General features: G+C 59.0%; 30 protein-coding genes and 1 pseudogene. 15 read left to right on the top strand and 16 right to left on the bottom strand.

Annotated features, from left to right (window positions below):
- Positions 1 to 55 precede the first annotated feature (55 nt).
- Both GA829_RS13780 and GA829_RS13775 read right to left on the bottom strand, forming a co-directional pair.
- Positions 56 to 370: a YMGG-like glycine zipper-containing protein gene (locus GA829_RS13780; protein ID WP_195179024.1), complete on the bottom strand. Its 315-nt coding sequence runs from the start codon at positions 368 to 370 to the stop codon at positions 56 to 58.
- Positions 367 to 711 (bottom strand): hypothetical protein, encoded by a 345-nt coding sequence (locus GA829_RS13775; protein ID WP_195179914.1) that lies wholly within the window; start codon positions 709 to 711, stop codon positions 367 to 369. The genes GA829_RS13780 and GA829_RS13775 overlap by 4 nt, the downstream gene beginning before the upstream one ends.
- Here GA829_RS13775 and GA829_RS13770 point away from each other — a divergent pair.
- Entirely contained in the window at positions 680 to 1,609 is a 930-nt protein-coding gene (locus GA829_RS13770; protein WP_258052280.1) for a hypothetical protein, read from the top strand. The genes GA829_RS13775 and GA829_RS13770 overlap by 32 nt on opposite strands.
- Before the next feature lie 344 nt (positions 1,610 to 1,953).
- The gene (locus tag GA829_RS13765) at positions 1,954 to 2,259 is read left to right on the top strand and encodes a hypothetical protein (protein WP_195179022.1); all 306 of its coding nucleotides are present in this window, start codon (positions 1,954 to 1,956) and stop codon (positions 2,257 to 2,259) included.
- A gap of 2 nt (positions 2,260 to 2,261) precedes the next feature.
- On the opposite strand, the gene GA829_RS13760 is transcribed toward GA829_RS13765, so the two are convergent.
- Positions 2,262 to 3,025 (bottom strand): IS5 family transposase gene (locus GA829_RS13760; protein WP_195179021.1). Its coding sequence is split into 2 segments (ribosomal slippage): positions 2,262 to 2,692 and positions 2,692 to 3,025, totalling 765 coding nucleotides; the frame shifts between segments, so codons are not numbered across the junction.
- 169 nt (positions 3,026 to 3,194) lie between these two features.
- Between GA829_RS13760 and GA829_RS13755 the strand changes: the two genes are divergently transcribed.
- The 3 genes from GA829_RS13755 to GA829_RS13745 all read left to right on the top strand — a co-directional run bounded on the left by GA829_RS13755 (position 3,195) and on the right by GA829_RS13745 (position 6,181).
- The gene (locus tag GA829_RS13755) at positions 3,195 to 3,548 is read left to right on the top strand and encodes a hypothetical protein (RefSeq protein ID WP_195179020.1); all 354 of its coding nucleotides are present in this window, start codon (positions 3,195 to 3,197) and stop codon (positions 3,546 to 3,548) included.
- 246 nt (positions 3,549 to 3,794) lie between these two features.
- Positions 3,795 to 4,661, top strand: coding sequence for a glycosyltransferase family 25 protein (locus GA829_RS37500; RefSeq protein ID WP_374940402.1), 867 nt, complete (start codon positions 3,795 to 3,797; stop codon positions 4,659 to 4,661).
- Between the two features lie 920 nt (positions 4,662 to 5,581).
- On the top strand, positions 5,582 to 6,181 hold the full coding sequence (locus GA829_RS13745; RefSeq protein WP_195179632.1) for a hypothetical protein: 600 nt from the start codon (positions 5,582 to 5,584) through the stop codon (positions 6,179 to 6,181).
- A 24-nt stretch (positions 6,182 to 6,205) separates the two neighbouring features.
- On the opposite strand, the gene GA829_RS13740 is transcribed toward GA829_RS13745, so the two are convergent.
- The 5 genes and pseudogenes from GA829_RS13740 to GA829_RS13720 all read right to left on the bottom strand — a co-directional run bounded on the left by GA829_RS13740 (position 6,206) and on the right by GA829_RS13720 (position 8,865).
- Complete coding sequence (locus tag GA829_RS13740) at positions 6,206 to 6,568, bottom strand: SDR family oxidoreductase (protein ID WP_258052278.1); 363 nt, start codon at positions 6,566 to 6,568, stop codon at positions 6,206 to 6,208.
- A 648-nt stretch (positions 6,569 to 7,216) separates the two neighbouring features.
- Positions 7,217 to 7,495: pseudogene (locus tag GA829_RS37770) on the bottom strand (SDR family NAD(P)-dependent oxidoreductase); the annotation flags it as partial.
- 38 nt (positions 7,496 to 7,533) lie between these two features.
- Positions 7,534 to 7,734, bottom strand: coding sequence for a pyridoxamine 5'-phosphate oxidase family protein (locus GA829_RS13730; RefSeq protein WP_258052334.1), 201 nt, complete (start codon positions 7,732 to 7,734; stop codon positions 7,534 to 7,536).
- A 348-nt stretch (positions 7,735 to 8,082) separates the two neighbouring features.
- The gene (locus GA829_RS13725) at positions 8,083 to 8,700 is read right to left on the bottom strand and encodes a flavodoxin family protein (protein WP_195179018.1); all 618 of its coding nucleotides are present in this window, start codon (positions 8,698 to 8,700) and stop codon (positions 8,083 to 8,085) included.
- On the bottom strand, positions 8,701 to 8,865 hold the full coding sequence (locus tag GA829_RS13720) for a DUF3309 family protein (protein ID WP_195179631.1): 165 nt from the start codon (positions 8,863 to 8,865) through the stop codon (positions 8,701 to 8,703).
- A 250-nt stretch (positions 8,866 to 9,115) separates the two neighbouring features.
- On the opposite strand from GA829_RS13720, the gene GA829_RS13715 reads away from it, so the two are divergent.
- Both GA829_RS13715 and GA829_RS13710 read left to right on the top strand, forming a co-directional pair.
- Positions 9,116 to 10,150 carry a YihY/virulence factor BrkB family protein gene (locus tag GA829_RS13715; RefSeq protein ID WP_195179017.1) on the top strand — a complete coding sequence of 345 codons (1,035 nt, stop codon included), beginning with the start codon at positions 9,116 to 9,118 and terminating at the stop codon, positions 10,148 to 10,150.
- 80 nt (positions 10,151 to 10,230) lie between these two features.
- On the top strand, positions 10,231 to 10,434 hold the full coding sequence (locus GA829_RS13710; RefSeq protein ID WP_195179016.1) for a hypothetical protein: 204 nt from the start codon (positions 10,231 to 10,233) through the stop codon (positions 10,432 to 10,434).
- A gap of 252 nt (positions 10,435 to 10,686) precedes the next feature.
- Here the strand turns inward: GA829_RS13710 and GA829_RS13705 are convergent, their stop codons facing one another.
- The 3 genes from GA829_RS13705 to katE all read right to left on the bottom strand — a co-directional run bounded on the left by GA829_RS13705 (position 10,687) and on the right by katE (position 15,591).
- Complete coding sequence (locus GA829_RS13705) at positions 10,687 to 11,448, bottom strand: plasmid partitioning protein RepB C-terminal domain-containing protein (protein ID WP_258052277.1); 762 nt, start codon at positions 11,446 to 11,448, stop codon at positions 10,687 to 10,689.
- A gap of 80 nt (positions 11,449 to 11,528) precedes the next feature.
- Complete coding sequence (locus GA829_RS13700; protein WP_308462341.1) at positions 11,529 to 13,022, bottom strand: recombinase family protein; 1,494 nt, start codon at positions 13,020 to 13,022, stop codon at positions 11,529 to 11,531.
- A gap of 460 nt (positions 13,023 to 13,482) precedes the next feature.
- On the bottom strand, positions 13,483 to 15,591 hold the full coding sequence (katE, locus tag GA829_RS13695; protein WP_195179013.1) for a catalase: 2,109 nt from the start codon (positions 15,589 to 15,591) through the stop codon (positions 13,483 to 13,485).
- Positions 15,592 to 15,803: 212 nt separating this feature from the next.
- On the opposite strand from katE, the gene GA829_RS13690 reads away from it, so the two are divergent.
- From GA829_RS13690 to GA829_RS13680, 3 genes are all read left to right on the top strand, one after another.
- Positions 15,804 to 16,256 carry a DUF2231 domain-containing protein gene (locus GA829_RS13690; RefSeq protein WP_195179012.1) on the top strand — a complete coding sequence of 151 codons (453 nt, stop codon included), beginning with the start codon at positions 15,804 to 15,806 and terminating at the stop codon, positions 16,254 to 16,256.
- Positions 16,253 to 17,608: a PQQ-dependent sugar dehydrogenase gene (locus GA829_RS13685; RefSeq protein WP_195179011.1), complete on the top strand. Its 1,356-nt coding sequence runs from the start codon at positions 16,253 to 16,255 to the stop codon at positions 17,606 to 17,608. The genes GA829_RS13690 and GA829_RS13685 overlap by 4 nt, the downstream gene beginning before the upstream one ends.
- Positions 17,609 to 17,676: 68 nt before the next feature.
- A complete protein-coding gene (locus GA829_RS13680) occupies positions 17,677 to 17,835 on the top strand; it encodes a hypothetical protein (RefSeq protein ID WP_195179010.1) in 159 nt (52 codons plus the stop codon).
- Between the two features lie 118 nt (positions 17,836 to 17,953).
- Here the strand turns inward: GA829_RS13680 and GA829_RS13675 are convergent, their stop codons facing one another.
- A complete protein-coding gene (locus tag GA829_RS13675) occupies positions 17,954 to 18,376 on the bottom strand; it encodes a hypothetical protein (protein WP_374940400.1) in 423 nt (140 codons plus the stop codon).
- A gap of 162 nt (positions 18,377 to 18,538) precedes the next feature.
- Between GA829_RS13675 and GA829_RS13670 the strand changes: the two genes are divergently transcribed.
- On the top strand, positions 18,539 to 20,515 hold the full coding sequence (locus GA829_RS13670) for an ABC transporter ATP-binding protein/permease (RefSeq protein ID WP_195179009.1): 1,977 nt from the start codon (positions 18,539 to 18,541) through the stop codon (positions 20,513 to 20,515).
- A gap of 161 nt (positions 20,516 to 20,676) precedes the next feature.
- On the opposite strand, the gene GA829_RS13665 is transcribed toward GA829_RS13670, so the two are convergent.
- Positions 20,677 to 20,862 (bottom strand): hypothetical protein, encoded by a 186-nt coding sequence (locus GA829_RS13665; RefSeq protein WP_195179913.1) that lies wholly within the window; start codon positions 20,860 to 20,862, stop codon positions 20,677 to 20,679.
- Positions 20,863 to 21,283: 421 nt separating this feature from the next.
- On the opposite strand from GA829_RS13665, the gene GA829_RS13655 reads away from it, so the two are divergent.
- Positions 21,284 to 21,436: a hypothetical protein gene (locus GA829_RS13655; RefSeq protein WP_195179007.1), complete on the top strand. Its 153-nt coding sequence runs from the start codon at positions 21,284 to 21,286 to the stop codon at positions 21,434 to 21,436.
- A 41-nt stretch (positions 21,437 to 21,477) separates the two neighbouring features.
- On the top strand, positions 21,478 to 21,753 hold the full coding sequence (locus tag GA829_RS13650; protein ID WP_195179006.1) for a hypothetical protein: 276 nt from the start codon (positions 21,478 to 21,480) through the stop codon (positions 21,751 to 21,753).
- A 189-nt stretch (positions 21,754 to 21,942) separates the two neighbouring features.
- Here the strand turns inward: GA829_RS13650 and GA829_RS13645 are convergent, their stop codons facing one another.
- Together GA829_RS13645 and GA829_RS13640 are read right to left on the bottom strand one after the other, a co-directional pair.
- Complete coding sequence (locus tag GA829_RS13645) at positions 21,943 to 22,122, bottom strand: hypothetical protein (RefSeq protein ID WP_195179005.1); 180 nt, start codon at positions 22,120 to 22,122, stop codon at positions 21,943 to 21,945.
- 11 nt (positions 22,123 to 22,133) lie between these two features.
- Complete coding sequence (locus tag GA829_RS13640) at positions 22,134 to 22,430, bottom strand: DUF2934 domain-containing protein (protein ID WP_195179004.1); 297 nt, start codon at positions 22,428 to 22,430, stop codon at positions 22,134 to 22,136.
- Positions 22,431 to 22,607: 177 nt separating this feature from the next.
- On the opposite strand from GA829_RS13640, the gene GA829_RS13635 reads away from it, so the two are divergent.
- Positions 22,608 to 23,498, top strand: a complete 891-nt coding sequence (locus tag GA829_RS13635) for a hypothetical protein (RefSeq protein ID WP_258052276.1) — start codon at positions 22,608 to 22,610, stop codon at positions 23,496 to 23,498.
- A gap of 402 nt (positions 23,499 to 23,900) precedes the next feature.
- Here GA829_RS13635 and GA829_RS13630 read toward each other — a convergent pair whose 3' ends face one another.
- Complete coding sequence (locus GA829_RS13630) at positions 23,901 to 26,297, bottom strand: transketolase (RefSeq protein WP_195179629.1); 2,397 nt, start codon at positions 26,295 to 26,297, stop codon at positions 23,901 to 23,903.
- Between the two features lie 125 nt (positions 26,298 to 26,422).
- Between GA829_RS13630 and GA829_RS13625 the strand changes: the two genes are divergently transcribed.
- Positions 26,423 to 26,893, top strand: coding sequence for an Lrp/AsnC family transcriptional regulator (locus GA829_RS13625; RefSeq protein WP_195179003.1), 471 nt, complete (start codon positions 26,423 to 26,425; stop codon positions 26,891 to 26,893).
- Positions 26,894 to 26,923 lie beyond the last annotated feature (30 nt).

Raw genomic sequence — 26,923 nt, 5'->3', positions numbered from 1 at the left:
AATGGGGGGGCGCGGAGGCGTGCGACGCTCCACGCTCCACGCCCCGTCAGTATGCTCAGTAGTTGCCGTCGTAATATCGGTCGTCGCATGGCGCGGTGTAGATGCGTCCGCGACGGTCCTGGTAGCGACAGAGCTGGTTGCTGCGCCGGTCCGGTGTCGTCGCGCTGCCCACGGCGGCGCCCAGAAGCGCGCCACCAGCGGCCCCAATCAGAGTGCTCTCGGTGTTTCCGCCGATGGCCTGCCCAACCAGCGCGCCACCCGCACCGCCGATGAGTGCGCCCGTTCCGGCTCTCTGCTGCCCCTCGGTCTGCGCACAACCCACGAGAGCGGTGGTCATCATCACGGCGGCAATGGCTTTATGCAAGTTCATGTGAGGTCTCCGTTGAAGGCCTGTATCCCTATGGCTTGCCACGTGCGGCTGTAATGCGGCGGAACGGGGGCACAAGGGCTCACGATATGAGTCATGGTTTCTCGGACGTTGATGGCGATCTCTTTAGCGCGGGCAATGAATAGTAGGTGTTGAACGGGCAATTCGGCGCGCATGGCGTATCCCGTCGTACCGGCGGGTCCGTTGCGGCCAGCACGGCGAGGCATCCCCGGGATAATTGACAAACCAACCTCGATAAGGCCTGAGAGAATGGCGGCCTCGATGACCGAAGCCGCGCCTCGGCGAGTTTCGATGAAGATTCTGAAGAAACCAATCGACGCCATTAGCCGCTCTCCCCTGGTCGGCAAGGTGAAGTCGATCCGCAACAGGTTGTCCTACCTGTTCTTTCAAGCCAAGGGCGCCAGCCGGGGGCGGGAGTTTTCGCGCCTGCTGAAAAAGTCGGGTTCGTCCCGCTTCTGCTTCACCATCGCGTTCAACACGCCCTGGGTGATCGATGCACTGACCAAGGCATGGCAGCTGCATCCGCCGGGCTTGTCGCTGGTGGTGGTCGACAATTCATCCGACGAGGCGGCCAGGAAGTTTATCGAGCATATCTGCTCGGTCAGGGGCGTGCCCTATTTCGGCCTGCCCAGCCGGCGCGAGCGGCACTGGTCGCGCTCGCATGGAACGGCGCTGACCTGGGTGTTCCACAACATCGTCCGGCACCTTCGGCCGGAGCTGTTCGGCTTTATCGACCACGATTGCTTTCCGGTGGCGCCACTGGACATTCCGGCGCGGATGGAAGGCAAGGCGGTTTATGGGCTGAAGCTCGCGGCAAATGAGAACTACCTGTTCAAGCCGGCCGAGAACGAAGCCGGATGGCACCTGTGGGGCGGCCTGTGCTTCTTCCGGTTCGCGGCGGTCGACGGGATGACGCTCGACTTCGGGCCGCGCATGGAACTTGGCCTCGACACCGGAGGCGGCAACTGGCGACCTCTGTTTTCGCGGCTGGGCGCGGGCGATATCGCCACTGCAACCGCTGAACCAGTTCACCTTGTGCTGGGTAGCGCGACGGGTGAGCATGAACTGTTCGATGGCGCGCTTTTCCACTTGGGCGGCGCTTCCTATGCCGCGCTCAAGACACGCCACCAGCGCACGGCCGAGCACCGCGACTTGCTGCGCGACTATATCTGGAACCAGTTCCTGGGTGGCGTCGCCGGGCGGATCGTCGACGACAGCTGATCGTGCTGACCTTGATGTCGGGTTGTAGGTCGGCACCGAGCAAAAATACGCGGCTTTAGGTGCCGCCCTCGCCACACCCGGTCTGCCTGCGACGTGGCCAAACATGTATGTGCCGGTGGACCGAAGCAGGTTTGGACGGCATGATACCGAGCCAGAAATCGTCGGGCTGAGCAGATGCTGCGAAGCCCGCCACCTTGAGGGAAGGTGACGGGCACTTTGGTGTTCGAAACACGGCTAGGGGTTGCGACCACCACTAGCAATACGCACAAGGCATGGTTTAGTTCCACAAATGGAAAAAGCCCCGCCGAGCGGAGCAAGTGCGCCAATATTGCTTGAGGACAGAGATGATCCCGACTGTCGACTTCGAAACCAAATGTTACGAGAACGATTGGGAGATCGTTCTCGGCAGGGGATATCTGCGAACCGTCGTGGATCGCTGCGCCCACGATTTTTCCAGGCGCCGGCTGATCATCAACAATGTAAAGGCACGCGGGCCAGTCGAAGAAGCCGCAAAGTCGGCAATCGCTCGCGGCGACCTCGACGAGTACCTGTTTACCGAGGATCACGCAGCGGCGGCCCTGGAGTTTTTCCAGATTGAAAAATCATCTTTCGGCCGAGGCTATCGCTACTCGATCAGCGAACTAGACTAGGGTCAGGACTCATTGATCCAGAAGATGAAGACAGCAGCGAAGGCGATTGCCGACAGGAAGGTATGAGCACATCGGTCGTATCTGGTGTGGATGCGCCGCCAGTCCTTGAGGCGTGCGAACAGGTTTTCGATCCTGTGGCGCTGGCGGTAGAGGACCGGATCGTAGGCGTGCTGGATGCGGTGGCTGGCATGCGGTGGAATGCAAGGCGTAATGCCGCGCTCGACGAGCGCCTGTCGGAAGGCGGCGGAACTGTAAGCTCGGTCGGCCAGCAGGGAGTTGGCTTGAGGCAAGGTTTCGATCACTGCGGCAGCGGTCTTGTGATCATTGGCCTGCCCTTCACTCAAATGCAGCAGCAATGGGCGTCCCTTGCCGTCGCAGACCACTTGCAGCTTGGTAGTCAGTCCGCCTCGGCTGCGTCCGATACATCGGGGTAGAGCCCCTTTTTGAGCAGACTGGCGGCGGTGCGGTGCGCCTTCAGATGGGTGGCATCGATCATCAGATTGTCCGTCTTGCCGCCCCGCGCCGCCAGTTCGGCCAGGATGCGGTTGAACACACCCAGCCGGCTCCAGCGGATGAAGCGGTTGTAGATGGTCTTGTGCGGAGCGTAACTGGCAGGAGCATCCCGCCAGCGAAGGCCATTGCGGATCACGAACAGGATGCCGCTCAGCACCCGGCGATCATCCACTCGCGGCACACCATGCGACAGAGGAAAATAGGGTTCGATCCGCCGCATCTGCTCCGGCGTCAACATCAGCAAATCATTCAAGGCAGCACCTCCTGCCACCTTGAATCATCGAATACTCTTCAATTCAACAAATTAATGGGTCCTGACCCTAGTTGGCCTCAAGGCCTGCACGGCTGATTACCTACTTCATTTCGCCAGCGACTCATATCCGAGGCGTCGTCACCAGTGGGTGGCATCCGCGATCGAACTTATGGAAAGCAGAAGCGATTTCGTAGTCGCCAACCTGTGTTGGAACAAACGAGCCAGAGCTGCAAGAGCCGAGAGTTTCGATCGGCAGGGTGAATTCTTCATCGGTTACGGCTTCTCCGATCAGTGTTATCTGGCAAAGACATCTGTCTTTCGCGCGCCGATCTACAATGAGCACAACGCAGCCTCGGAACGCTATCCAGACTATGCCGACGAGTTATTCGAAAAGCGTGTCGACGCGTATATGCGCAACCATGACCTGAAGCGCCTGACACATGTCCGGGATCGCTATACACACCGGAATATCCCCAAAGGCGGCATCATGAGAGCCTGGCGTCGGTTGCGGCCTCTGGCTTAGGCACCTTCTCGGTCAGACAACTGCGCCGCCAGTGTTACCGGAACACAGTCATTCCACCGGCGCCGACCTGAACCGCCGCACCAGCACCTCGAATACAATCCACTTCGCCGAGACACCGATGGCAGACGCCGCAGCCAGCGTCGTCGTCGGCTACCGGCAGTCCGGCCGCTTCTCCCTTTCGAATTGTATTAGGATCAGCTAAGGAGGCACCGGCACAGGCGACGTGCCATAAATTGAGGGGAAGCCGTGAATTGCCTGGTGATAAATCTCGACCGGTCAGTCGACCGGTTGGCTCATATAACCTCCGAATTCGCTAAGATCGGGGTCGCGTTCGAGCGAGTATCGGCAGTTGATGCCTCTCACGAGTTTCCGCTCCCTGCTTCGCCGCATCTCACCAAGTCGCAAATTGCCTGCTCTCTAAGCCACCGAAAATGCTGGCAGATCATTGCCGATGGAGCAGATCAATATGGCACAGTCTTCGAAGACGACGCCGTATTCAGCAGCGATGCCGGCCGATTTCTCTCCGATTATTCTTGGGTTCCGGTCGATGCTGATATTGTCAAACTTGAGACGTTTTTCGAGAAAACGAGGATCGGCAATCGGCAGATCGAGATCGGCAATGGATACGCAGTTGCCCGGCTGGTCGGCTCCCATTCCGGCACTGCCGGCTACCTCATTTCGAGATCGGCCGCCAGAAAGCTGCTCCACCACACCAGGCGGCGCATCAGCGGTGTGGCGGACCACTTCTTGTTCGATGCCACGTGCCTGACGTGCATTCTCAGCAGAAACTACCAGTTGACGCCGGCCATATGCACTCAAGCACAATTCGTCCATCTACAAAGCCCGCTTGCGACGCTCATTCAGATTAATGCTCCGCATTGGACCAAGGGGCCGATCGCCAAAATTCGCTCAGAATTTATGAAGGCTTTTGGACATTGTTGGAATGGAACTCTCTGGGGCACCAGAAAGGTGGGGTTCATCACGCTTGGACAATTAAGCCCAGGCCCTCGCAACGAGTTTTCAGCTTGCGTTTGTGATGCCGCTAGACCGCTCTTGGCCGGCGGCGCTACCCAGGGAAGGACTGCGCCGCATTCCCCCCAACTTCCGGGGTAAGGCGAGGTTCCAGCTTCGACCAGAGCCTGTTGGGGCCGGCACGTTAAATTCACTTGCCCGGAGCCATCGCCATTTCGGCAAAGGCTCCGGACGCACCCACGGCTAGTTTTCGTAGACCGTGGCCGAATCCGAAACGTTCATGCTGTGAAACATCAGTCGGGCCTGCGTTGGGACCAAGGTCTGACCTGATTAAGCAATGGTCTCAGCCTTGGCTCCAGGGAGGAATAAGGCACGCTTCGTTCTGTTGTTCGGTGCAATCCTGGGAGACGTTTATGGACAAGAGCATTAGCCAGGCGCGCTGGTTGTTGGCACCTGTATTTGCCGTGGCGATCACGCCCCTGGCGATTGGCGGAATACTTGCGTAGCGGCGCCAGAGAATTTGATCCAGCGCAATCCTAACTGTCCAAGCCAGTCCGGATTTTCTGGGCCACGCTTTCAATGCCCTTGGAGTGGAATAGCGCTGGCACGAGCTGTTGAACTGGCACCAAGGACGACAAGGCCAGACAGAGCGAGGATCGCTTATGTCAATGCGCCAGCCCTTGCTATCACCACGCCACCCTTACTTGAAACGCGGCACATATCGTCTTGATGATCAACGGGCCCTCCTGCACAACGGAACCCGACACCACCCTCTTTAGAACAGCTGCCGCTGACCTATTTGTCTGTAGGTCGGATGGCTCATTGCGTGCCTTCCCCCGCGCTGCTGTCATTTGACATTCGCGTATTGAGAGCTGAATCAAACAGAGCCGGAAAATGGTAAAGTCTGCATGAAATCAAGCGAGCCAAAGAATTTTGGAAAGCGCAAGTCCCCGGCAGAAGCTTTAGCGCGAGCGGGAGCCAAGCTTATCGGCATCGTCCGGAAACGAACACTGAACCGGACGACCGCCAGTAAAGGCGAAAAGACCTCCTCCCCTTCTTTGATGACGGAATGGCCGCTTGCGCCCGCGGCCACCTTGGGGTCCGCGGTTCGCGCCAAAGGCATCGAGCGCGAATTGCGTGCACGATTGCCATGGGCAGTGCGCACCCACCTCAAGGCGGAGACTGGTCGCATTGTCTTGCAAATGCCGGAAGGCGAGGCAGAGGCGTTCGAAATCGCTTCGGTCACCATTTCCAAGACGCTGCAAGGCATCGAAGACCTGCCCGTGCTTCCACGCGAGGCAGAAGATATCCTGACCATCTTAACGCGCGAGCGTCACAAGTGGCTCAAGGACGGCCGGTTACAAAGCATCGGCACCCGCACCGTCAAGATGCGCGGTCGCTCCAAGGCCGTCACCTTCCATGTTTTCGATCCGCGATACATCGAGGATGTGCTCGATCGTGATCTGTCGACGGTGTGGCGAGAGCAGGATGCGGTGGAGGTTGCTGAAAACAGGCGCCGGGGCGCGGGGAAGGCCGCGCTGACGCGTGCCGGTAAGGGCAAGCACAAAGATATGCAGGGGAGAAGACCCCGAAAGGATGAGGGCTCGCGGCCAAGATTGGAAGGTTGGGACGATTTCGAGGACGAGGGTTTGCTGCGCTAGTGCATTGCGCAGGCCCCGCTTCCTTCAGATTGCGCCTGTCCCGCCATTGGCGCCGAAGACACTGCCATCGGTGTATGTGATTTCACCGGAAGCCAGCAGGACGAATAGCGGCGCAAGCTCCGCCGGCTGGCCGGCGCGCCCCATGGGGGTATCTTGACCGAACTCGTTCAATTTGCCGGGCAACTGACCACCGGCAACCTGCAACGGCGTCCAGACTGGCCCAGGGGCGACGGCGTCGACCCGTATGCCTTGTTTTGCCAACTGCTTCGCCAGGCCTTTGGTGAATATCGCAATGCCGCCTTTCGTCGTTGCGTAGTCGAGTAATTCCTCGCCAGGATTGAACGAATTCACGGAGGCGGTGTTGATGATCGCCGCACCCGCTTTCATCAGAGGGAGCGCCGTCTTGGTGATCGATAGGGTGGAACTTGTCTTGGTCTTGACGGGATTTCACCGAGCGATTTCCGCAGCGGATTGGCAGGTTTTGGTGAAGCGGTGGCGCGTCGGCGCTGCAATGCAGACGACAGTTTTTCAAGCAGCTCTTTAACTTCCATTTGAACGCGTCTCCTCCCCAGAGAGCCCCCAATTCAGCGCTTACCATCTGGAGTCCAGGGCTGGCATTTAATTTTGATGTATTCTGTCGGAGGTGTTTGGCGGGGCGCACAGAAGGTTTCCCCATGGCAAAGCGATCGTGGGGCTTCAAGCTGGAAATGCTGACCGCCTCACTACAGTCCAAAGGTAGTTTCGTCTCTGGCGCACGGCAGGGTTCGCATCGGTGGCCGGGTGTTGATCTCCGGACTGCGACGAATGCGGCCTCGCTCGCAACACCCGCCCACATAAGGAAGTATCCATGGGGAGCACGATCAGCCAAGCGTCTGACCGTCGTGCGCCTAAATCGAGGCGCAGGGCGCCAAAGGCAAGGCTAAGAAGGCAGTTGGCGACGCGAAATCGGCAGTCAGGGATGCGAACAAAGTTGCGGCGAGACAAAGGAAAACCGCTAATCCAATCCAGGGAATGAGGATTGCCTTGCGCCCCCGCGCGGACCAGTTCTGCCACATCCTGTGCATCGGGCTCTTCACTGGGAAAGTAATTGATCGCTACGTCCGCCCCTTCGCGAGCGAAGGCAATCACGGCGGCGCGTCCGATACCGGAATCGCCGCCCGTCACCAGAGCCTTGCGGCCTGCCAAACGGTTAGAGCCGAGATAGCTGGTCTCACCACAGTCCGGGACGGGGTCCATGTCGCGTTGAAGCGCTGGCCATTCCTGGCGCTGTTCCTTGAACGGTGTGCTGGTGTACCTCGTCGCGGGATCGCGCATCTTTTTCTCCGTCAATCCGACAGGGGGGCTCGGCTTTTTCAGAGGTCAACTTTTGCGTTGTCGCCCACATTCGGCCTGGCACCGGTGACAGCGGCGAACACCATCTTCGCGGTAGCGACGACCAGCCCTGGACTGTCCCACAATTCGCCTTCGTCAGGGGCCACCGTTATCAGGCGAATTTCTGGATCGTCAGCATCGTCCCACCAGGCTGCGTCGGTCTTTTCCCAAAGAGTGGCGATCTTTGGCCTGTCATTGCCCGCAGCCGCCGATCAGGCCGGCGAGCAACATGTAGCCGTCGCCGCAAGCCGGCAGACTTTTGGATTTCAACCGCGCCAACGCATCCATGGATGGGAGGTTTCTAGCTCCGAGTGACGCTGCGGTCGGTATTTCGTGACGCGCGGAAACGCCGGAGCGTGCCACATCGACGGCTATCTCGTGAAGGCACCGGTCCTCCAATGGCCTGTAGAGGAAGCCGAAACCAGGAACCGTGTCTTGAGAGGGGAAATCGCTGCCCCGCTCGACGTGTCCAGCCGGATCGCCTGTTTTGGTGCTGGCCTCAATCCCCGAGCCTTGTTTAACAGAACGCTCTATCCAGCCAGGCCCGGGTAGTGTTTCACTTTCAGAAGTTTGGCCAGATGGGCGGCATTTGAAGCCGCCATCTCGATCATGCCGACAACCGCCTCGGGCGCTGCGGGGAGGTCTATATAATTGACGTCGCCCATCGCCTCGCCAACCCAGTAAATGCCAGAGTTTGCCGGAATAGTGAACCCGACATCGTTGAGTGCCTGGAAACACTCGGCGTGACAATGATGAGCACCATCCTCGTTGCCAACAATAGCGACGAGTGCAACCTTCCCGGCGGCTGGCATCCGGCCCTTGGCATCGGTTTCCGACAAGAATGCGTCCATGCGTTCAAGCATCCGTTTGGCCACGCTTGACGGCTGCCCCATCCAGATGGGCAGCCCGAGAATGAAGATATCGGCGCCGACAATCTTCTTGCGAAGCTCGGGCCAATCGTCGCCATCTCCCATATCTGAAAGGACACCAGGTTTGACGTCGTAATCCAATGCTCGGCTGATTTCGCCCTTGACGCCGTGCGGCACCATCGCTGCCATCAAGTCTCCAAGAAGTCTGTCCGTGGACGATTTCTCGGAATCAGCCGATGTCTTCAGGGTGCAGTTAAGAGCGAAAGCGGTGAGTGACATCTAAATCCGCCCCAGGACGACAAGTATGATCACGATGATCAAAACCAGCCCTAGGCCGCCGCCGCCGTAATAGCCGGTGCCATAGAACGGTCCACCGCCGAGGCCACTGAAGCCTCCCAGCAATGCCACAACCAGAATGATGATGAGAATGGTGCCCAAGCCCATGACGATTGCCTCCGTGCGCGCGGCCCAATCGGCCGCACGAAGCAACGCTGTCGAAGACTTCTCGTTCCCAGCACCAGACATTTCTAAACGCCGGTGGTGACAGCAAAGCCCAAGTCTTGGGAACCATCGGGCCCGATACGGATTGATTGAAAGGGGAACGGGGCCTGGTTCTCCGGCTTGACTCCCTGGTGAAAAAAGGGCGGGCGAGGTACTTTCCCACCGGCCTGGCGTTGAGCTGAACGGTGAAAAAATGCCACGCAGGGTTCATGAAAGTTGGGTTCTGCTTCGGGAAAGCGTTACCGGCTACATCACCGACAATGCTTTAAGCCACGGTGCAGCGATGGCATTTTACGCAACGACGTCGCTCGCGCCGATTCTCATCATCGTGGTCGCGATTGCCGGCCTTGTCGTGGGCGATGATGCGGCACGCCTTGCTCTGTCAGCCGAGATCTCCGGCGTGATGGGCCCGCAGAGTGCCGACCTTTTGAAAGCAACGCTGGAAACCGCTTCGCAGCGATGGTCCGGCACGCTCGCCACGGCGGTCGGGCTGGTGACCCTGTCCATCACCGCCTCCGGTGTGTTCGGAGAAATGCAGCAATCGCTGAACGAAATTTGGAAGGTGAAGCCGAATGGCGTCACCTTTTCGCGTCTGGTGCGGGCGCGGGCAGCCAGTCTTGGCCTCGTCGCGGCGCTGGGTTTCCTGCTTCTCGTATCGCTCGCAGCAAGCACCGCGATCTCGGCACTCGGCGACATTATCAATGCGCACCTGCCGTTTGGCGAAACGATTGTAAGTATCATCAACACCATCGTTTCCTTTGTGCTGATCGCCCTTCTCTTCGCCGCGATCTACAAGATATTGCCGGACCGGTCGCTCAAATGGCGCGATGTCGCCGTTGGCTCGGTCGTCACAACGCTGCTTTTCACAATCGGAAAATCACTGATCGGCTGGTACATCGGGACCGCATCGATCGCGACCTCATATGGCGCCGCGGGAGCTCTGATGGTCGTGCTGTTGTGGGTCTATTACTCGGCGCAGATCTTCCTCTTCGGGGCTGAGATCACGCGGGCCTATTCCGTGCGGCGCGGCAGCCGCAAGGACCTTGCGCGGGTCGTGGCTACAGCCGATAGTGGATCCCAATCAGTTGCCAACGCGCAGCATTCGCCGGTGAACATCGGACTTGCTCCGACCCGCGGGACAGCCGATGACAAAGACGTCCGCGCATGGATCGTGATCAGTGCCGTGATCACGGTGCTTGCCATGCGCCTCTTTGCTGCTCGCGATTAAGCTCGATTCACGAGCTTCGCGCGCTTCCTCCACTGCCGTCCCTAGCAGCCCCTCCTTGTTGGCGTTGCGGCAGGATCGGCATGGCGATGCACAAGCATCCACTCGGCCCCCTAGCGCCGGAAAATCTCGGTCATGGGCAATTTCATCTTGGTCGGCTCTCCGCCAATTTCACCCTCGAAATCCTAAAATCCAGTCCACAAACCAACGTCGTTCGAGGCCTGAGCCTGGAGGATGCTCAATATGGTTTGCTGCCCGTTGAGAAGGCCTTGGCGTCGGCAGCATAACGCGAAGCAACCCTGCGGCACCGGAAACCGAGCCGCCCGTGGCGGGAAAAAACGTTACCTCGGATCGCCGCCGCGCTAAAGCTTCTGCTCGCCGAGAGGCCAGGGCCTGTTTCGATTGCTGCAAGCATCACCGCGTTGCGGGCGAAGATTCGGATGGCGACCTGCAATCGTAAATCGGGACATTCGCTGCCGAGGGCGGGCGCGCGATTCAATTCGACCGTTCTACAGTTGAGTGGTCCTGCACCCGTGTGTTCAAGCGGTAGGCGCACGTTTCTTGTATCGAGCCTCCCGGAAGTCGAGCAACTTCTGAAACACCTCAAGCTGCTCGACGAAATTGCGCGCTAGATACCGCACGAGCTTGGGGTTGTTCAGCAACCGGTCAAAATAACTCGTGACGGCGATCAGGTTCAGCATTCTTGCGCCGTGGGCGCTGGCAGCGCTCAGATACTCATCGCAGACCTTGGCAAGATCGGTTTCCATCTCAGCCATTTGCGACGCGGAGACACCCTCGTATCTTTTTCTATGAGCCGAGGGATTGGTGAGTTGCGGCCGTGGTGTAAGCTCGATCAAGACCCTCGCTACTCGAAATTGGACGCGGTCCATCGCGAGCATTAGCCGGACAATTTCAAGCTGCCGGCTCGGCACGACCTCTCTTAACAAGCCGAAAATCTTCAAGGGGGCACCGAAATCATTCAGCATGTCGAGAACGTCGAGGCAGATGCCTCCGACAAGCCGCGGCTCGGCGACCGGCGGCAAGGGAGTCGCCTGGTCTTCGGAGATATCGGCTTTCGCTCCGGCGTCTGGCGAAGCTTGCGCCAAGATTGAAGGAAGCGTTACGAAACCATCCGCTTGAAGCAACATTCGAAATGCAGCGATGCGCAGAATTTGACCAAAGGCATCGACGACACTTTCCATCTGGTGTTGTACCGCGTCGCCTTCCCTGATGAATTCCTGCATATTGTCGAATTGGCGCTTGTAGGTCCGCAACAACCCGGGGCCACGCAGCGGGTTCATTGGGGCCTGCAAATCCTCCGTCAGCCGAATGGCATGCCGGTTGTTTGTGACGAAGCGTCGAAGCTCGGCCTTTGTCGTTCTCATACACTTGCCGGAATCGGTTCTCGTCTCGCCATCTCCACCACAGGATCCAGCGAAGCGAAGAGGAAGGCATCGAGGCGCACGCCATTGCCTGCCTTGAGCATGCGAAGAGCAGACTGCGCCTCATGAGCGGGCGCGATCAGGAAGTCACGAACAGTCTGATGATCGGACTCCATTCTGATCAAGATCGTCACGTCCGGCCCAACGAGACCCCGCTTCCAGAATGGCCAGCGTGGATAACCGGTGACGATAATCCGATATTGCGCAATCCAAATCGCGACGGAGAATTCCTCATTGACAAGCATAAGCTTTGTTCGGGGATCGTACCGCGCGGAGCCACCGACCCTGCCGATGTCCGATATCAAGTTGTCGATTGTTTCCTGCCGGATCCGATCGAGCCCGTTGCGGATGTCCAGTTTTCGAAAATTCGCCGACGCATCATATCCGATCAACTTGTAGGCGGCCTTCATGCTTCCAAATCGGTGCCAGTAAATGTTGGCCGAATGACAGCCGGGGGCCGCGTCAATGATTGGGCTGGACAGCTTCCCCCGCTCTTTCAGAAGCCTGGTAAGATCGGCCAGCAACTCCTCATCGGGTCTGACGTAAGTGCGCGCAGTCTTGATGGCTTGCGCTCGATCAAACAGCGCCCGGGTTACGAGCGGCTCGATGACATCGTCAGCGCGAACAAACGCGCTGGGCGGATTTCGCACCCGGTTTTGCAAGAGCCTATGGGATATCCGGTTCCATACACTGTTGCCGATATATTTCTCGCTGGCCAGGATCGAGCTTACGCACGCTCTGGTCCATGGCCGGCCAAGCTCCGTGACCAGGCCGCGCGCGTTTAAAGCAGACGCAATTTCGACTTCCGTTTTTTCCTTTTTCACGAACTGGTTGAATATCCATCGGACAGTCGAAATCTCACTCTTAGGCCCAGGGACAAGGATGACGCGGTCACTGGCCAGACCTTTTCGCTCGTCGCGATAAAGCATTGCCTTGGGATTTCCCGAGCCGTCAATAAGAAGGCGCCTGTAGCCGTATCCGGCGGGGCCACCGCCGCTGAAACCCAGTTTGATTATGCGGCTTTGACCGGCAAAGACCCTGTTCGACAGCATGCGGCTGTACTCCGCGGCCATGCTGCGCTTGATGGCCTTCAGTACGTCAGACCCGATGCTCCCGTCGTTGACGAACAGCTCGGCGCAGAACTCGATCCGCACCCCTGCCCTTTGGCACCGGTATTCATACGAGGCGCTTTCATCGGTATTCTGAAAGCGCCCCCATCGGCTGACGTCATAGACCACGACTGTTTCGAAATCGGCCCGCCGGCTTTCAATATCTTCGATCAGCCGCGTCAAACCCGGGCGCCCCCAGATGTTGAGCCCGCTTCGGCCGGGATCTTCATACGTGGCAACGATCTCGTAACCCATGACCTCTGCATAGTTACGGATCGCGTCCCTTTGATTGTTGATGGAGTAGATTTGCCTCTCCGTCGACATGCGTAGGTATTGGGCAGCGCGAGCCCTTCGCCTTTCAAAGTCGGCATGTATCGTTGCTTGGTCCATCGCCGCGCGCCATGGTACTCAGACCCAACGATTAGAAGCCGTGCCGCCTGCTATTTGGTTAGGGAAACCTGTCCAGTTTGTTTCGAATGCGAGCCGCTGGCCACGTCGGAGGTATACCTGTGCGCAACTATATCGGTCTGATCTATAAAGAGCAGGGACGCGATTTCGGGGCTTCCCTGGCTTTCTTGGCGTTGTCACCGCGGCCGGTAGCTTGGCCGAGGCGTGCAACATGGCCGCGCAGGCGCTTGCTTCCCACGTTGAAGGGCTCGTCAAGGATGGCGAAGGCCGCCGAACGGCAGAGATGAGGCCAATGAGGCCGCTCGCTACACCGCTATTGGATGGGGCGCTGGCTGCTCTTGGAGTGTCGTGAGCGGAGCCAGACCCAGTCCTGAATTCAGCCCGCCTTCACCTTCGGCTCGCGCGCCCAGAAGCGCAGATCGCCAAGCTTGGTCATGAAGCCTGAGATATCCTTGGCGGATACCAGGGCGATGACCCCCTCATCGCCTGCAATGCCGGCTTTGTCGAGGAGCGGGGCCGCCCCCTCAACGAAGCCGATGAACTTGCAGTGCGCGAAGGCATCGGCGACGAAGTCGCGGGCCGTGGATTCCTTCAACAGATCGGCCATTGCAGTCTTTGCCGGCAACAGCGCAACCGCATCGTAGAGAACGGACGGCGCGCCCGCGATCATCTGCTGCGCATCGATCCAGCTGCCGTCGCTCGCCTTTGCGCCGCCGACTTTCGGCGCAATGATGTCGAACGTCGCCCCGGCCTTGGTCAGTGCCTGCTTCAGGCCATTGAGCATACCGGCGTCCGTGCCTTCGGTCACCAATATGCCAAGCTTGCGGCCCTCGAAACGCCCGGGTCCATTCTTGAGGATGCTGAGCGCATCCGACGCGTGAAGGTCCTTGCGCGTCGGCACCGCCGCATCGGCGGGCTTCGGCATGGTTTTCAGTCCCAGCGCATCCGCCACCCTGCCCGCCATCCCGTCATCGATGTTGAGAAGATGGGATACGATCCGCTCGCGGATAACGGGGGTTTGCACCTTGCTCAACTCAAACGTCAGCGCTGCGGCGATGTGGCCTTGTTCGACAGGCTGCTGGCTTATGTAGAACTGGCGTGCCTGGCTGTAATGGTCGGCAAAGGTCTCCGAACGCAGGCGCGCCTTCGGTCCGGTTTCGACCTCGACGAAGGAGCGGAACCCCTTGGATGGCGACTCGCGCGGGCCGTCCTCCCAGGAATTGGGTTGGTAGTTGGCGCGCCCGACCGGGTTGCGCATCGCCATGTGACCGTCTTGCTGGAAATTGTGAAATGGACATTTCGGCGCGTTGATCGGGATGTGGGTGAAATTGGTACTGCCCAGCCGTTTGATCTGCGTGTCGAGGTAAGAGAAGTTCCGGCCCTGGAGCAGCGGATCGTTCGAGAAGTCCACGCCGGGCGGAACGTTCTGCGTCATGAACGCAACCTGCTCGGTCTCCGCGAAGAAATTATCGGGCATGCGGTCGAGCACCAGACGGCCGACCGGTATCGGCGGCAGCACCTCTTCGGGAATGAGTTTGGTCGGGTCCAGAATGTCGAAGTCAAAACTGTCGGCGAATGCCTGGTCGAACAGCTGCAGCCGCAACTCCCATTCCGGGAAATTGCCTGCCTGGACGGCGTCCCAAAGATCGCGACGATGGAAATCGGGATCGGCGCCGTTGATCTTGACCGCCTCGTTCCAGGCGACCGACTGCAGGCCGAGCTTGGGCTTCCAGAGGAATTTCACGAAGGTTGATTCATCCTTGGCGTTGAGCAGGCGGAAGGTGTGGACGCCGAACCCTTCCATGAACCGCAAGGACCGGGGGATGGCGCGGTCGGACACGGCCCACATGATCATGTGCATGCTTTCCGGGGTGAGCGAAATAAAGTCCCAGAAATTGTCGTGAGCGGTCTGCGCCTGCGGAAAGTCGCTGTTCGGCTCGGCCTTGGCCGCGTGAATCAGGTCAGGAAACTTGATCGCGTCCTGGATGAAGAAGACCGGCATGTTGTTGCCGACGATGTCCCAGTTGCCTTCCTGAGTGTAAAGCTTGACCGCGAAGCCGCGGACATCGCGGGCAAGATCAGCCGAGCCCTTGTTGCCGGCGACGGTGGAAAAGCGCACGAATGCCGGCGTCTTTTCGCCTGCGCGCTGGAAGATGTCGGCGCGGGTGTACTTGGCCAGCGATTCATAGGTTTCGAAATAACCGTGGGCGCCGTAGCCACGCGCATGGACCACGCGCTCCGGAATGCGCTCGTGATCGAAGTGGAAGATCTTTTCGCGGAAATGGAAGTCTTCCATCACGGTCGGGCCGCGGGCACCTACCTTGAGCGAGTTCTGATCATCGGCTACGGGGCCGCCCTGCGCGGTCGTCATCACCGGCGTGGCGCCTGACGCAGTCTGGTGCAGTTCGCCGCCTTCCCCGCGCTGTGGTTTCTGGTCGTGAATGGTGGCCACCGAGGCAGCCGCTCTTTTTGTTTGCTTTGCCATGCCGGAATCCTTGAGTTTGAGCGCGGGCTGCGCCTCCCGGTCAATGTCCGGGTTGGAAATCTGTTCCTTCCTGGTTTGGTCGATTCAACTACGACCTCGAACACGCTCCGGACGTTGGCTCGCCTGCGCTCGCCAAAGCGTGAAAACAATCGGGAACCACGCTCGTCCGAGCGGGTTGATTGACGTCCCTACTTCACGCCCGGATCGACGCCATGCTCAGTAAGATCGACAATTCGCCTATCGTCGTTGTTGACCGCCACCCGATACACGCTTTCCTGGTCCCCTTCCCTATGGCGTGTTTCAGCGGTGCCCTGCTGACGGATCTCACGTACTGGCGCACGGCCGAGATGATGTGGGCCGATTTCTCGGCCTGGCTTCTGGCCTTCGGTTTGGTTCTCGGCTTTTTAGCAGCGCTCGCCGGTCTGTTTGACTACTTCACCAACCGCTTGGTTCGCCGTGACGCGAGGGGTTGGCTCCATATGATCGGCAGTATCGCGGTACTCGCGCTTTCCCTTCTCAACGCGTTCGTCCACAGCCGTGACGCCTGGACGTCAGTGGTGCCAACGGGGATGATCCTGTCGGCCGTCGTGGTGTTTTTGATGATCGTTTCCGCATTCGCGGGCCGCTCCATCGCAGCGACAACCGCGACCGCAGGTCACCCATGAACCGCCCGTTGACGTTGCGGCATGGCACGCTGCGCCGCATTGGTTTGGCTTTGATCGCCGCGACAGCGCTGACGCTTGCGGCCTGCAGCGAGGATGCCGCAGACCCGAGCACCCAGATCGGCCCCAATCCGACATTGCCTGAACCGCAACAATATCTCATCCCGCCAGTGAACCTGGCCAAGGTTGTCGGATGGACAAAAGAGGAGAGGCCGACCGTCCCAGCCGGCCTGCGGATCAACGCCATGGCGAGTGGCCTGTCCCATCCACGGTCGCTTTACACCTTGCCTAACGGAGATGTCTTGGTGATCGAGTCGCAGGGGCCGGCAAGCGAGCCGGTCAAGCGGCCGAAGGACCTGATCATGGGCTTCCTGCAGTCGCTTGCCAGCTCAGGCGGCGGAGGCGAGCCAAAGCCGACCAACCAGATAACGGTGTTACGGGACGCGGACGGCGACGGGATACCGGAGACGAAGGCGGTTTTTCTGGATCACCTGAATTCGCCGTTTGGCGTGGCTTTGGTGGGCAATGACTTCTACGTTGCCAACACCGACGCGATCATGCGCTATCCCTATACGCCCGGCGAAACAAAAATCTCGGATCCGGGGACGGTGCTGACCCTCCTGCCCGGCGGCCCCATCAATCATCACTGGACGAAGAGCCTTGTCGCCAGCCGTGACGGGACTTTGCTCTATGTCGGCGTCGGCTCAAACAGCAACATCACCGAGAATGGCATCCAGGCGGAAAAGGATCGCGCCGCAATCTGGGAAGTAGACAGGGCCTCGGGCCGGTCCAGGATTTTTGCCAGTGGGCTGCGCAATCCAAACGGGCTATCGTGGGAGCCTAAGACCGGTGCGCTCTGGACCGTCGTCAACGAGCGCGACGAGCTCGGACCAAACCTGGTGCCCGACTATATGACCTCGGTCAAGGACGGTGCGTTTTATGGCTGGCCATACAGCTACTTTGGCCAGCACGTCGACCCAAGAGTCATGCCGCAGCGCCCTGATCTTGTGGCTAAGGCAATAGCACCAGACTATGCGCTGAGTTCTCATGTCGCGCCCTTGGGTCTGACTTTCTACACCGGAAGCGCGCTGCCGCAATCCTACCAGGGCGGGGCCTTTGTTGGCGAACATGGGAGTTGGGATCGCCCGGCACTCAACGGCTACAAGGTTGTCTTCGTCCCCTTCAAGGACGGCCATCCCGACGGTATGGCCCAGGACTTCGTTACCGGTTTTCTCAATGGCAAGGACGAAGCCCGAGGCCGTCCTGTCGGTCTGGCGATCGACAGGACTGGCGCTCTGCTGATCGCGGATGATGTCGGCAATACCGTATGGCGTGTCACCGCTACGGCAAAATGAACTCGCGCAAAGCCATGGCAATGAATCGCGATATCACCAGCAATGTCTCACCAGACAAGGACACTTCAATGACCGATCCCAAAACAGGCAAGCCCGTTACGGACGAGCAAGCGATCCGGCTGGCCGAACAGACCGACGTGTCGCCTAAACAGGCAAAGGAACTGATCGAGCAACACGGAGAGGCGGAGGCCAAAAAGAAGGCGAAGAACTACAAAGCCGAGGGATAGTCACCCGACTGTTCTCAACACTGGATAAAAACGTCACGCCCCCGATGCGGCTGGGGTCGAACCAAAAGAAAAGCCCGCCGGCCGAGACCAGCGGGCTTGACGCATGATAGGCAGTGGCTCAGTTAGCGCCGCCCAACATCTTCGTCTTCTTGCAGAAGTCGTCATGCGACTTGCCGATGACGTTGTCGCCGCAATCCTTCTTCATTGATGTGCGGTCATCGTCGGTCAAAGCCATCCAGGCCTTTTTGAAATCGTCATCCGACTTCATCGTTTTCATGCCGGAGTCGGTAAAGAACGGCGACATCTTCGCGGGATCATCGAGCGCCGAGCCGTGGATGCGCCGGCGAGAGCTGAACCAGTCATGATCGCGAGCAGGTCGGCAGCTTGTTTCACCAACGTCGCTTCGAAGGATAAGTTGCCGAACATTATCGGGAGGTCCGAAGTGACCAGAATGTCTCTCCCCGGCGTGTTGCGAGAGCGCGTCCGCGAGCAGCTTAGGCCTGTCCTTTAGACGCGTATTCAAAGGATCTGGAAGATGCATGCGGCGCTTTAGAGATTGATCAAACCAATACGCTTGGAACAAAGGGCCACACCGCGACTTCAATGTGTTGCAATCGTTCTGGTGCGTTGGCCAAGCCAAGGACGCAAACGGTGTCAGTCGCCCTGAGTGATGTGTCCCTTTCCCGGTTGAGTCGTCCATCGAATGTCACAAACAAAAACCAGACAGAAATCCGCCCGTTCAAAAGATCGCCGCACAGCGGAGGTTGAAATCGAAGGGCATGATGCCAAGGCCATGACCGAGGACGAAGACTTGGCCGTCCCGCCACCTGAAGCGAACGAACCAGGCCTGGATGTGACGCCCGAGGAGGCCGAGCAGGCCCGCAAGAAATACCTTCTCGAGCGGTTCTGGATAAGTGCGCGCGGATATTGGAGCCGCAATGGCGACAAACTGGCGTGGCCATTCACAATCGGCCTTCTGGCGCTGATCCTGATGAATGTCGGTTTCCAGTATGGCATCAACGTTTGGAACCGCTCCATTTTCGACGCTATCGAAAAGCGCGATGCCCACACGGTGTATATCCTCAGCATTGCCTTTTTGCCGCTCGTGGCCGGCAACGCGAGCCTCGTCGTTGCGCAAGTCTTCCTTCGCATGACCATTCAGCGACGCTGGCGGTCCTGGATGACCACCTCGGTCATCGGGCGGTGGCTGACCAACGGCCGCTACTATCAGTTGAATCTCGTCAGCGGCGACCACCAGAATCCCGAGGCCCGGATCGCGGAAGACTTGCGCGTCGCCACTGAGTCCCCTGTCGATTTTGTCGCCGGCGTCACTACCGCGTTTTTATCGGCCGCAACTTTTATCGTCGTGCTTTGGACGATTGGCGGCGCCCTTACCTTGCCACTAGGGGGCTCGATCATCACCATTCCCGGCTTTCTGGTGATCACTGCCGTGATTTATGCCGCGATCACCTCCACCTCGATGGTATTCATAGGCCGCCATTTCGTTGAGCTGTCGGAGCGGAAAAACCAGACGGAGGCCGAATTTCGTTATACGCTGACGCGGGTGCGCGAAAACGGCGAGAGCATTGCATTGCTTGGCGGCGAGGACGAGGAGCGTAGCGGCATCGACGCTACTTTCGCAAACGTTCTTAAGCAGTGGGCGCTGCTGACAGGCCAGCACATGCGCACCGCCTTGGTGTCGCAAGGGTCAAGCCTGTTCGCGCCGGTGGTACCCGTTCTGCTGTGCGCACCAAAGTTTCTCGACGGGTCCATGACACTGGGTCAAGTCATGCAGGCCGCCTCGGCTTTCGCCATCGTACAGGGAGCGTTTGGTTGGCTGGTCGATAACTATCCCCGTCTCGCCGACTGGAACGCCTCTGCACGCCGGATCGCCTCACTGATGATGTCGCTTGATGGCCTTGAGCGCGCCGAAAAGAGCGACGCACTCGGACGGATCAGCCACGGTCAGACGGATGGCGCTGCCATGCTGAGCCTTAAGGATCTCTCGGTTTCCCTTGATGATGGAACCGCCGTCGTCAAGGAAACCGAGGTCGCAATCGAAGCCGGCGAACGCGTCTTGGTTTCCGGAGAATCCGGATCGGGCAAGTCGACCCTGGTTCGGGCGATCGCCGGCTTATGGCCGTGGGGCGAAGGCAGCGTTAATTTTCATCCTGACAAGAGCATGTTCATGCTGCCGCAGCGGCCATACATCCCGTCCGGGACGTTGCGCCGCGCGACGGCTTACCCTGCTGCGGCCGATCGCTGGACATTGACCGAGATCAAATCCGCCCTCGAAAAAGTCGGACTTGGGCACCTCAACAACCGCGTCGAGGAGGAGGCTCCTTGGGACCAAACACTGTCCGGCGGGGAAAAGCAGCGTCTCGCGTTCGCGCGTCTTTTGCTCCACGCCCCCGACATTGTCGTGTTGGACGAAGCCACGGCGGCTCTGGACGAGAAGAGCCAGGACAAGATCATGGAGACCATCATACGTGAGTTGCCAAATGTGACCGTCGTCAGCGTTGCGCACCGGGTTGAACTTGAAGCTTTTCATAGCCGCAAGATTACTTTGGAACGCCGCAAGGGCGGGGCGAAACTCGTAAGCGACATCGACCTTATCCCCCGCAAGGGTGGCCGGAAATTTCTTGCCAGCCTGCTTAGGCGTCGGCGCAAATCAACCTAGGCCTTCCATGCGCGTCATTGGTCAAACGACAATTTCCCCTTTGCACCGGCTGCGCTCACGAAGAGCGTCCGTGCCGGTCAGGCAGGCATTGTTTGCGAATGAGGTTCGGAAAACACGACCTTTTCACAAGAGTGCAGGTCCGCTGCGCGGTGATGCCGATCTCAAGCTTCGGCATCATCCTCACTTGGCTTGGACGCGATACCTATCGTGTCACCATTTCCATGCACTTGGTCACGGTCCCAGTCATTTGTTTTGTCCAGTTTCGTGACCGACGCGTCTTGCTTTTCCTTTCCCTCGCCCTTGCGAGGTTTTGCGCCCGGCATATCGCGCGACGTCTTCAATCTCATGGTCTCCTCCTCGAGAGCTTACGCCCGCCTCGCTGCCCGCCGGTATGATTGGCCACCGCTTCAACCATGATTGCAAACAGGCTATCGACCTCGGCCTCTATTTCGCGCGGTGAAAGGCCGGCCCGAACCGCATCTGCAGTCGCGCGATCGGCAAGGCGTGTCATCAGTCCCGAATCCGCGGACGAACAGGGATGTTGCTTCCATCCAGTTCAAAAAATCCAGGCCACGTGCGCTCATCGAGCCATAAGCTGATTCAGGGCCTTAAGTTCCCTGCGTGGAGCAGTTGAGCCTCATTGACGCGTGCGGGGGCGCGGACAGCGCCGTCAAACGGGGTGACCAACACAAGCTTTGCAACAGCCCGGAACAAACATGTCGGCGGGAGGTTGGGATACATCGTCCCCTCCGACCAAGGAACTCCCGCATGACATTCAACCTATGCGTCGCTTCGCTTTCGATCGCCACCGCGATCACCTTTGCGCTGCCCGCGCTTGCGGCAGAGACGGCACAGGACTTCGTTACCAAAGCAGCCATCGACCCGGCGGGTCGCGGGTTACGGAAGCGGCTACACGACTGAAGCCTGGATGCAAAGCGTGTCATACAAAAGGAGGAACGACAGTGAATCCGCACAAAACACGAATTGACGACGGACAGATCGAGGCGCCGTCGATCGAAGAGCAAGACTGGGACGCGCTCAAAGGCGCAAAGATTCCTCCTGACACTATCTCGGAAGATGACGGCGGCGCCTCAAGCATCGAAAAGGACCGCGACCTCGCAGAGGAAGACGACGACAATGCCTACCAAAACAGCGACGACGCATTGCCCGACGATGAGGAAGAACGGGCCATCAGTCGCGACCCATCAAGGGAAGGCGGACGTTTTGATGAAGATTAGAGAACCTCGGTGGCCAAGCTCCAGCTTGCGCAGTACGGCCGCTGCATTTTGCCAATGGGGCAACCGTTTGAGCCCCTGAGTTTCGATCAAAACTATAGTCTGGATAGAGCGGCATAAGATCGACTTACGCTATTGCCGGGCACCTACCCGACCGCACGGCAGCATGTGGCGATCTCACAGCAGGCTTGCTCAGGTTGGCTTTTTCTGCTGCAGTTCAAGTGCGGCCCGTTCGGCTTCAGCCAGAGCACTTTCCATTGTTCTGTCGAGGCCGATCATCGCCCCGAGATGCCCATGATCAACGATCGACTTGCGCAACATACGTATTGCCAGGATCGCGTCCTGCAATGCCTGATCGACATTCTTTACCATGGAATCCTCTGTCAGGTGCCCGGTCGACGCGGGCGTTTGGTCGACATTGCCTCGCCCATCGACGGGCGACCCCGCTCATCGCCGCTCATCCCGAGCGCCTCGGCAGCGAGAGGGTCCGGCTCGCCTGCCGGCATGATGACCGCGCCAGGCATTGCCGCACCGGCCTGTTCGCCTGGCTGTCTGTCTTCACGCTCAGTTTCGGCGCTCGCCTGATCCCAGTGATGCTGATGCTCGCCGTGGCCCTCGCCACTTCTTTGCCAGATTTCATAGGCACGGCGCCGAATGCGATCGTCTTTATCGTCGACCATTTTTCGCTCCTTTGTCTCTCCTCTAACGCACGCCGAGCTCTATCGATCCACGCGACGTTGTCCGACAACGGCACGCACCGCTTCCTGCGGATAGGTGGCAGATCAGCTTCCTGACATTGCCGCCGCCACATTGGATGGGGAGCGGGCAGAGGTATTCCGTCGCATTTTCGCCTGCTGGTGCATTTCGACGCTTACCGTCGCCCTGACCTGCTCATATTCGCCAACGAATCCGGAAAATATTCTTCATCGGTCGACAGGGCATTGACTTACGTGTTCCTATTTTGTTCACTGACTGCGGAATTGGTGCAGGAGGCAGCGATGCCACTTCGATTGGTAATCGAGAACGCGACGTCGAAGGAACTCGCCAGAGGGGTCGCCGCCGCGAAGGCAGCATTCGAACGCTCTGGCATATCCATCCAAGATGCCATGAGTGGCATGCTCGCGCTAGAACTGTGGGACATGAAAGGGTTTCCTGAGGGGGAGCAGCCGACTGAGGAAGAAGAGGCAGCGGCTGGCGTCTGGTTCGAGGCCGAGAGAGAGGCATCTGAAGCCTGTTGTGCAAGCTGGCCTGAAGATAAGATCGTTCTAGCGCACGGCGTTTTGGGGTTCGGTCTTGGCGAACCGAAGGTGAAGACTGCCAACCTGGCGACCTGGGTTGACAGACAGCAGCGCTACCAGGAGGTCATTGAACGACTGGAAACGGCCACCGGTTCCGATCGGCAACTCGATATCGACATCTGCTATGTGATGGGATGGATCAATGAGCCCGGGACGCCTGAAGAAGCCGCGCAATTGGGTTTGCCATACCTCACCTCCAACCTGGCTGAGGTCGCAGCGATCACCGCGAAATCCATCCATGGATGGAAGATCGAGATTGACCAGCAACCCTGCGATGCTCGGATAGTCGAGCTTGATCTCGATGAAGATGACGAGGATAATTTGAGCGTTGCCGCATGGCGATGCTTTGACGGTCGCCTTCATATGATGAGGCCGCCGGCCAATGCCGCGATTGCTTTAACCCTCGCAGCCATGCGCCTCCAGGCCGACAGTTTTCTGCCAGGACGATAAATCGTCCGCGTATAGGCGTGGGTCTTCGCTGCAATGATGCACGACAACCGGTCGCCAGAAGACGCATGCGCCAACTTGCTCGCGCTTCAATTTGGCGTGCGGTCAAATGGATCACAAAAGCGCATGAGGCGCGTCGGACGAGCCGGCGCCAATTCAGGCAAGCCAGGCTCGTGCACGGTGGCATCGAGTACCGTTTCAGGACGCGGACCGTCTTCTCAATCTCCTCCATGCCGATGCTTCGCGCATCATTCTCTGTATTGCGTTGGCGACCAGATGACGACGGTACTGCTGATGGTCGCGGGGTTTTCGCGCAGCCATTCGTGTAGAAATCTGTTCGCATATGCTCATCCGCAAAAGGCCTGAATGCCAATCCAGGTTTCCCCACTCCGCCCTCGGAAGCCGCTAGGCGGCGGCGACACGCACATGCCTGATTGGTCTGCCGCCTGAAATCACCTCCGCCGCGAGCGTTATTCCTTGAGCATCGATGCCGTAGTGACGATACAGATCGGCGACGGTGCCGGTCTGCCCAAAATGCTCCACACCAAGCGACCGGATGCGGTGACCGTGCACGGACCCCATCCAGGCAAGTGTGACCGGATGGCCGTCGACGACCGTCACCAGGGTACAGTTCACGGGCACCTGGTCCAGAAGCCTTTCAATGTGGCTCCTTGCACCGGGCAAGCCGCGTTCACGCGCACGCTGGGCGGCGGTCCAGCCGGCGTTCAACCGATCGGCCGAGGTCACGGCAAGCAGTCCAACGTCTCGCCTGTCCTCTGCCATCATGCCGACCGCTTCGATCGCCTCGGGAGCTACGGCGCCGGTGTAGATCACAACGACTTCCGAATTCGGCCCAGGCTCACGCATCCAGTAACCACCGTTGACGATATGCCCGGAAAGTTCGGACCCGATCGTGCGCTTCGGCTGCTCGATTACACGCGTCGACAACCGCAGATAAACAGAGCCGCCGACCGCGTCCCGCAGCCAGGTCGTCTCGTCCGGACCGGAATCTCCCGAGCGCTGAACGTATTCGAACGAAAACCGCATGATCGCCGCCAACTCGTCGACGAAGGCGGGCTCGAAAGCGGCCAAGCCGTCCTGCGCCATGCCGATGAGCGGCGTCGCTATCGACTGGTGAGCGCCACCTTCCGGCGCCAGCGTCACGCCTGACGGAGTCGCGACCGCGATGAAGCGGGCGTCCTGGTAGCAGGCGTAGTTCAGGGCATCGAGGCCCCGCTTGATGAACGGATCATAGAGCGTCCCAACCGGCAGCAACCGTTCTCCGAAGATCGAGTGCGAAAGGCCCAGCGCCGAAAGCAGGATGAAGAGGTTCATCTCGGCGATGCCGAGTTCAATATGCTGCCCGCCAGGTGAGAAATCCCAGTTGAAAGTCGATGGAATTCGTTCCTTGCGGAAGAGATCGGCCATCTCGTTTCGAGCAAACAGTCCGCGGCGGTTTATCCAGGCACCAAGGTTGGTCGAGACGGTGACATCCGGTGATGTCGTGACAATGCGGCGAGCGAACTCATCATCCCGCTTGCTGATCTCATGCATCAGCAGGCCGAAACCCTGCTGGGTCGACATCTGCGGTTGCGGCGGCACGCTCAGCACCGCCGGCACATCGACACGAGCCGATGCGTAGCGTCTTCGTCCTTTGGCATTGAACGGGGCGTCGCGGACAAAGTCAGCAACAGCAGATGCTTGCGAAAGGCCCTCGAAAGGCTCCCACTCCCTGCCCTGCCTGACGCCATGCGCGGCGCGCAATTTGTCGACCTGGGCCGCGGTCATCAGCCCGGCATGATTGTCCTTGTGGCCGGCGAGCGGCAGACCAAAGCCCTTGACGGTGTAGGCGATGAAGCAGACCGGCCGATCATGTGTGCGCGCGGCGGCGAAGGCCTCGACCAGTGCCGGCAAGTCGTGACCGCCAAGATTGGTCATCAACTGAGCCAATTCTTCGTCGCTGCGGCTTTCTATGAGCCTGGATACCGCGCCCTGGTCTCCGATATCATCAAGCAGCCGTTTTCTCCATGCCGCGCCGCCCTGATATGTCAGAGCGGAGTAAAGCTGGTTGGGACAGTCATCCACCCATTGTTTGAGCGCCGCGCCGCCCGGCTCTGAAAAAGCGGCTTCCAGCAAATGGCCGTATTTGACCAGGACCACGTCCCAGCCAAAGTTTTTGAAAAGCGACTCGAATCGTTCCCACAGGCCTTCGCGCACGACCGCGTCGAGGCTTTGCCGGTTGTAGTCGACGATCCACCATGTGTTGCGAAGCCCATGCTTCCATCCCTCCAGAAGGGCCTCGAAGATATTGCCCTCGTCCATCTCGGCGTCGCCGATCAGGGCAACCATCTTCCCTTCTGGCAGCTGCTTGCCCAGCCCCTTGGTGCGCAGATAGTCCTGCACAAGCGACGAGAACAAAGTCTGGGCAACGCCCAGGCCAACGGAACCGGTCGAGAAGTCGACGTCGTCTGTATCCTTTGTCCGCGAGGGGTAGGATTGGGCCCCTTTATAGCCGCGAAAATTCTCAAGCTTTTCGCGGCTCTGATTGCCAAAAAGATACTGGATGGCGTGAAAGACCGGACTGGCATGCGGCTTGACCGCCACCCTGTCCTCGGGCCGAAGAACCGAGAAGTAGAGGACCGTCATGATCGTTGCCAATGAGGCGGAGGATGACTGGTGGCCGCCGACCTTCAGCCCGTCTTCGTTTGGCCGGATGTGATTGGCGTTGTGGATCATCCAGGTGGAGAGCCACAGGACCTTTCTCTCTAGCGCCGTCAGCAGATTGAGCTGTTGTGTGTCCATCATGCCGCCCTCATTTGACGGATCCGAAGATAGACGAGAGCCGAAAGCAATTTCGGCTAATTCATGCTGCGAAATGCCATCCAATTGGCTATATCGACGAATATTGTTCGCCTTGGAGACCAAAAATGTCAAAAATCGCGATCGACAGTATTGACCGCAAAATTCTGGCGATATTGCAATCCAACGCGCATGCCACGAGCGAGCAGCTGAGCGACGCGGTCGGATTGTCGCCATCTCCCTGTGCCCGCAGGGTCCGCAATCTCGAAGCAGCCGGTGTCATCACCAGCTATGTCGCGGTCGTCGATCAGTTGAAAGTCGGATTGCCCATCAGCGTCTTCGCCTCGATCAAGCTTGAGCGGCAGCGCGAGGAGGAACTCGACCGTTTCGCAACGGCGGTCCAGCGCTGGCCGGAGATCGTGGAGTGCTACCTGATGACAGGACAGCGTGACTATCTGTTGCGCATCGTCGTAAAGGACCTGGAAGCCTATGAGGCTTTTCTGAAGCGCACGCTCACCCGGCTTGAAGGGGTCGCGTCGATAGAATCGAGCTTTGCGTTAGGGCAAGTGAAGCACGCGCGGCCACTGCCTATTGAGTAGACCCTTGATGCGCGCTTTGCCGGCATCCCT

This window comes from Mesorhizobium sp. INR15 (assembly GCF_015500075.1).
Classification (GTDB): Bacteria; Pseudomonadota; Alphaproteobacteria; order Rhizobiales; family Rhizobiaceae; genus Mesorhizobium.
This window is presented reverse-complemented; position numbering and strand designations above follow the sequence as displayed.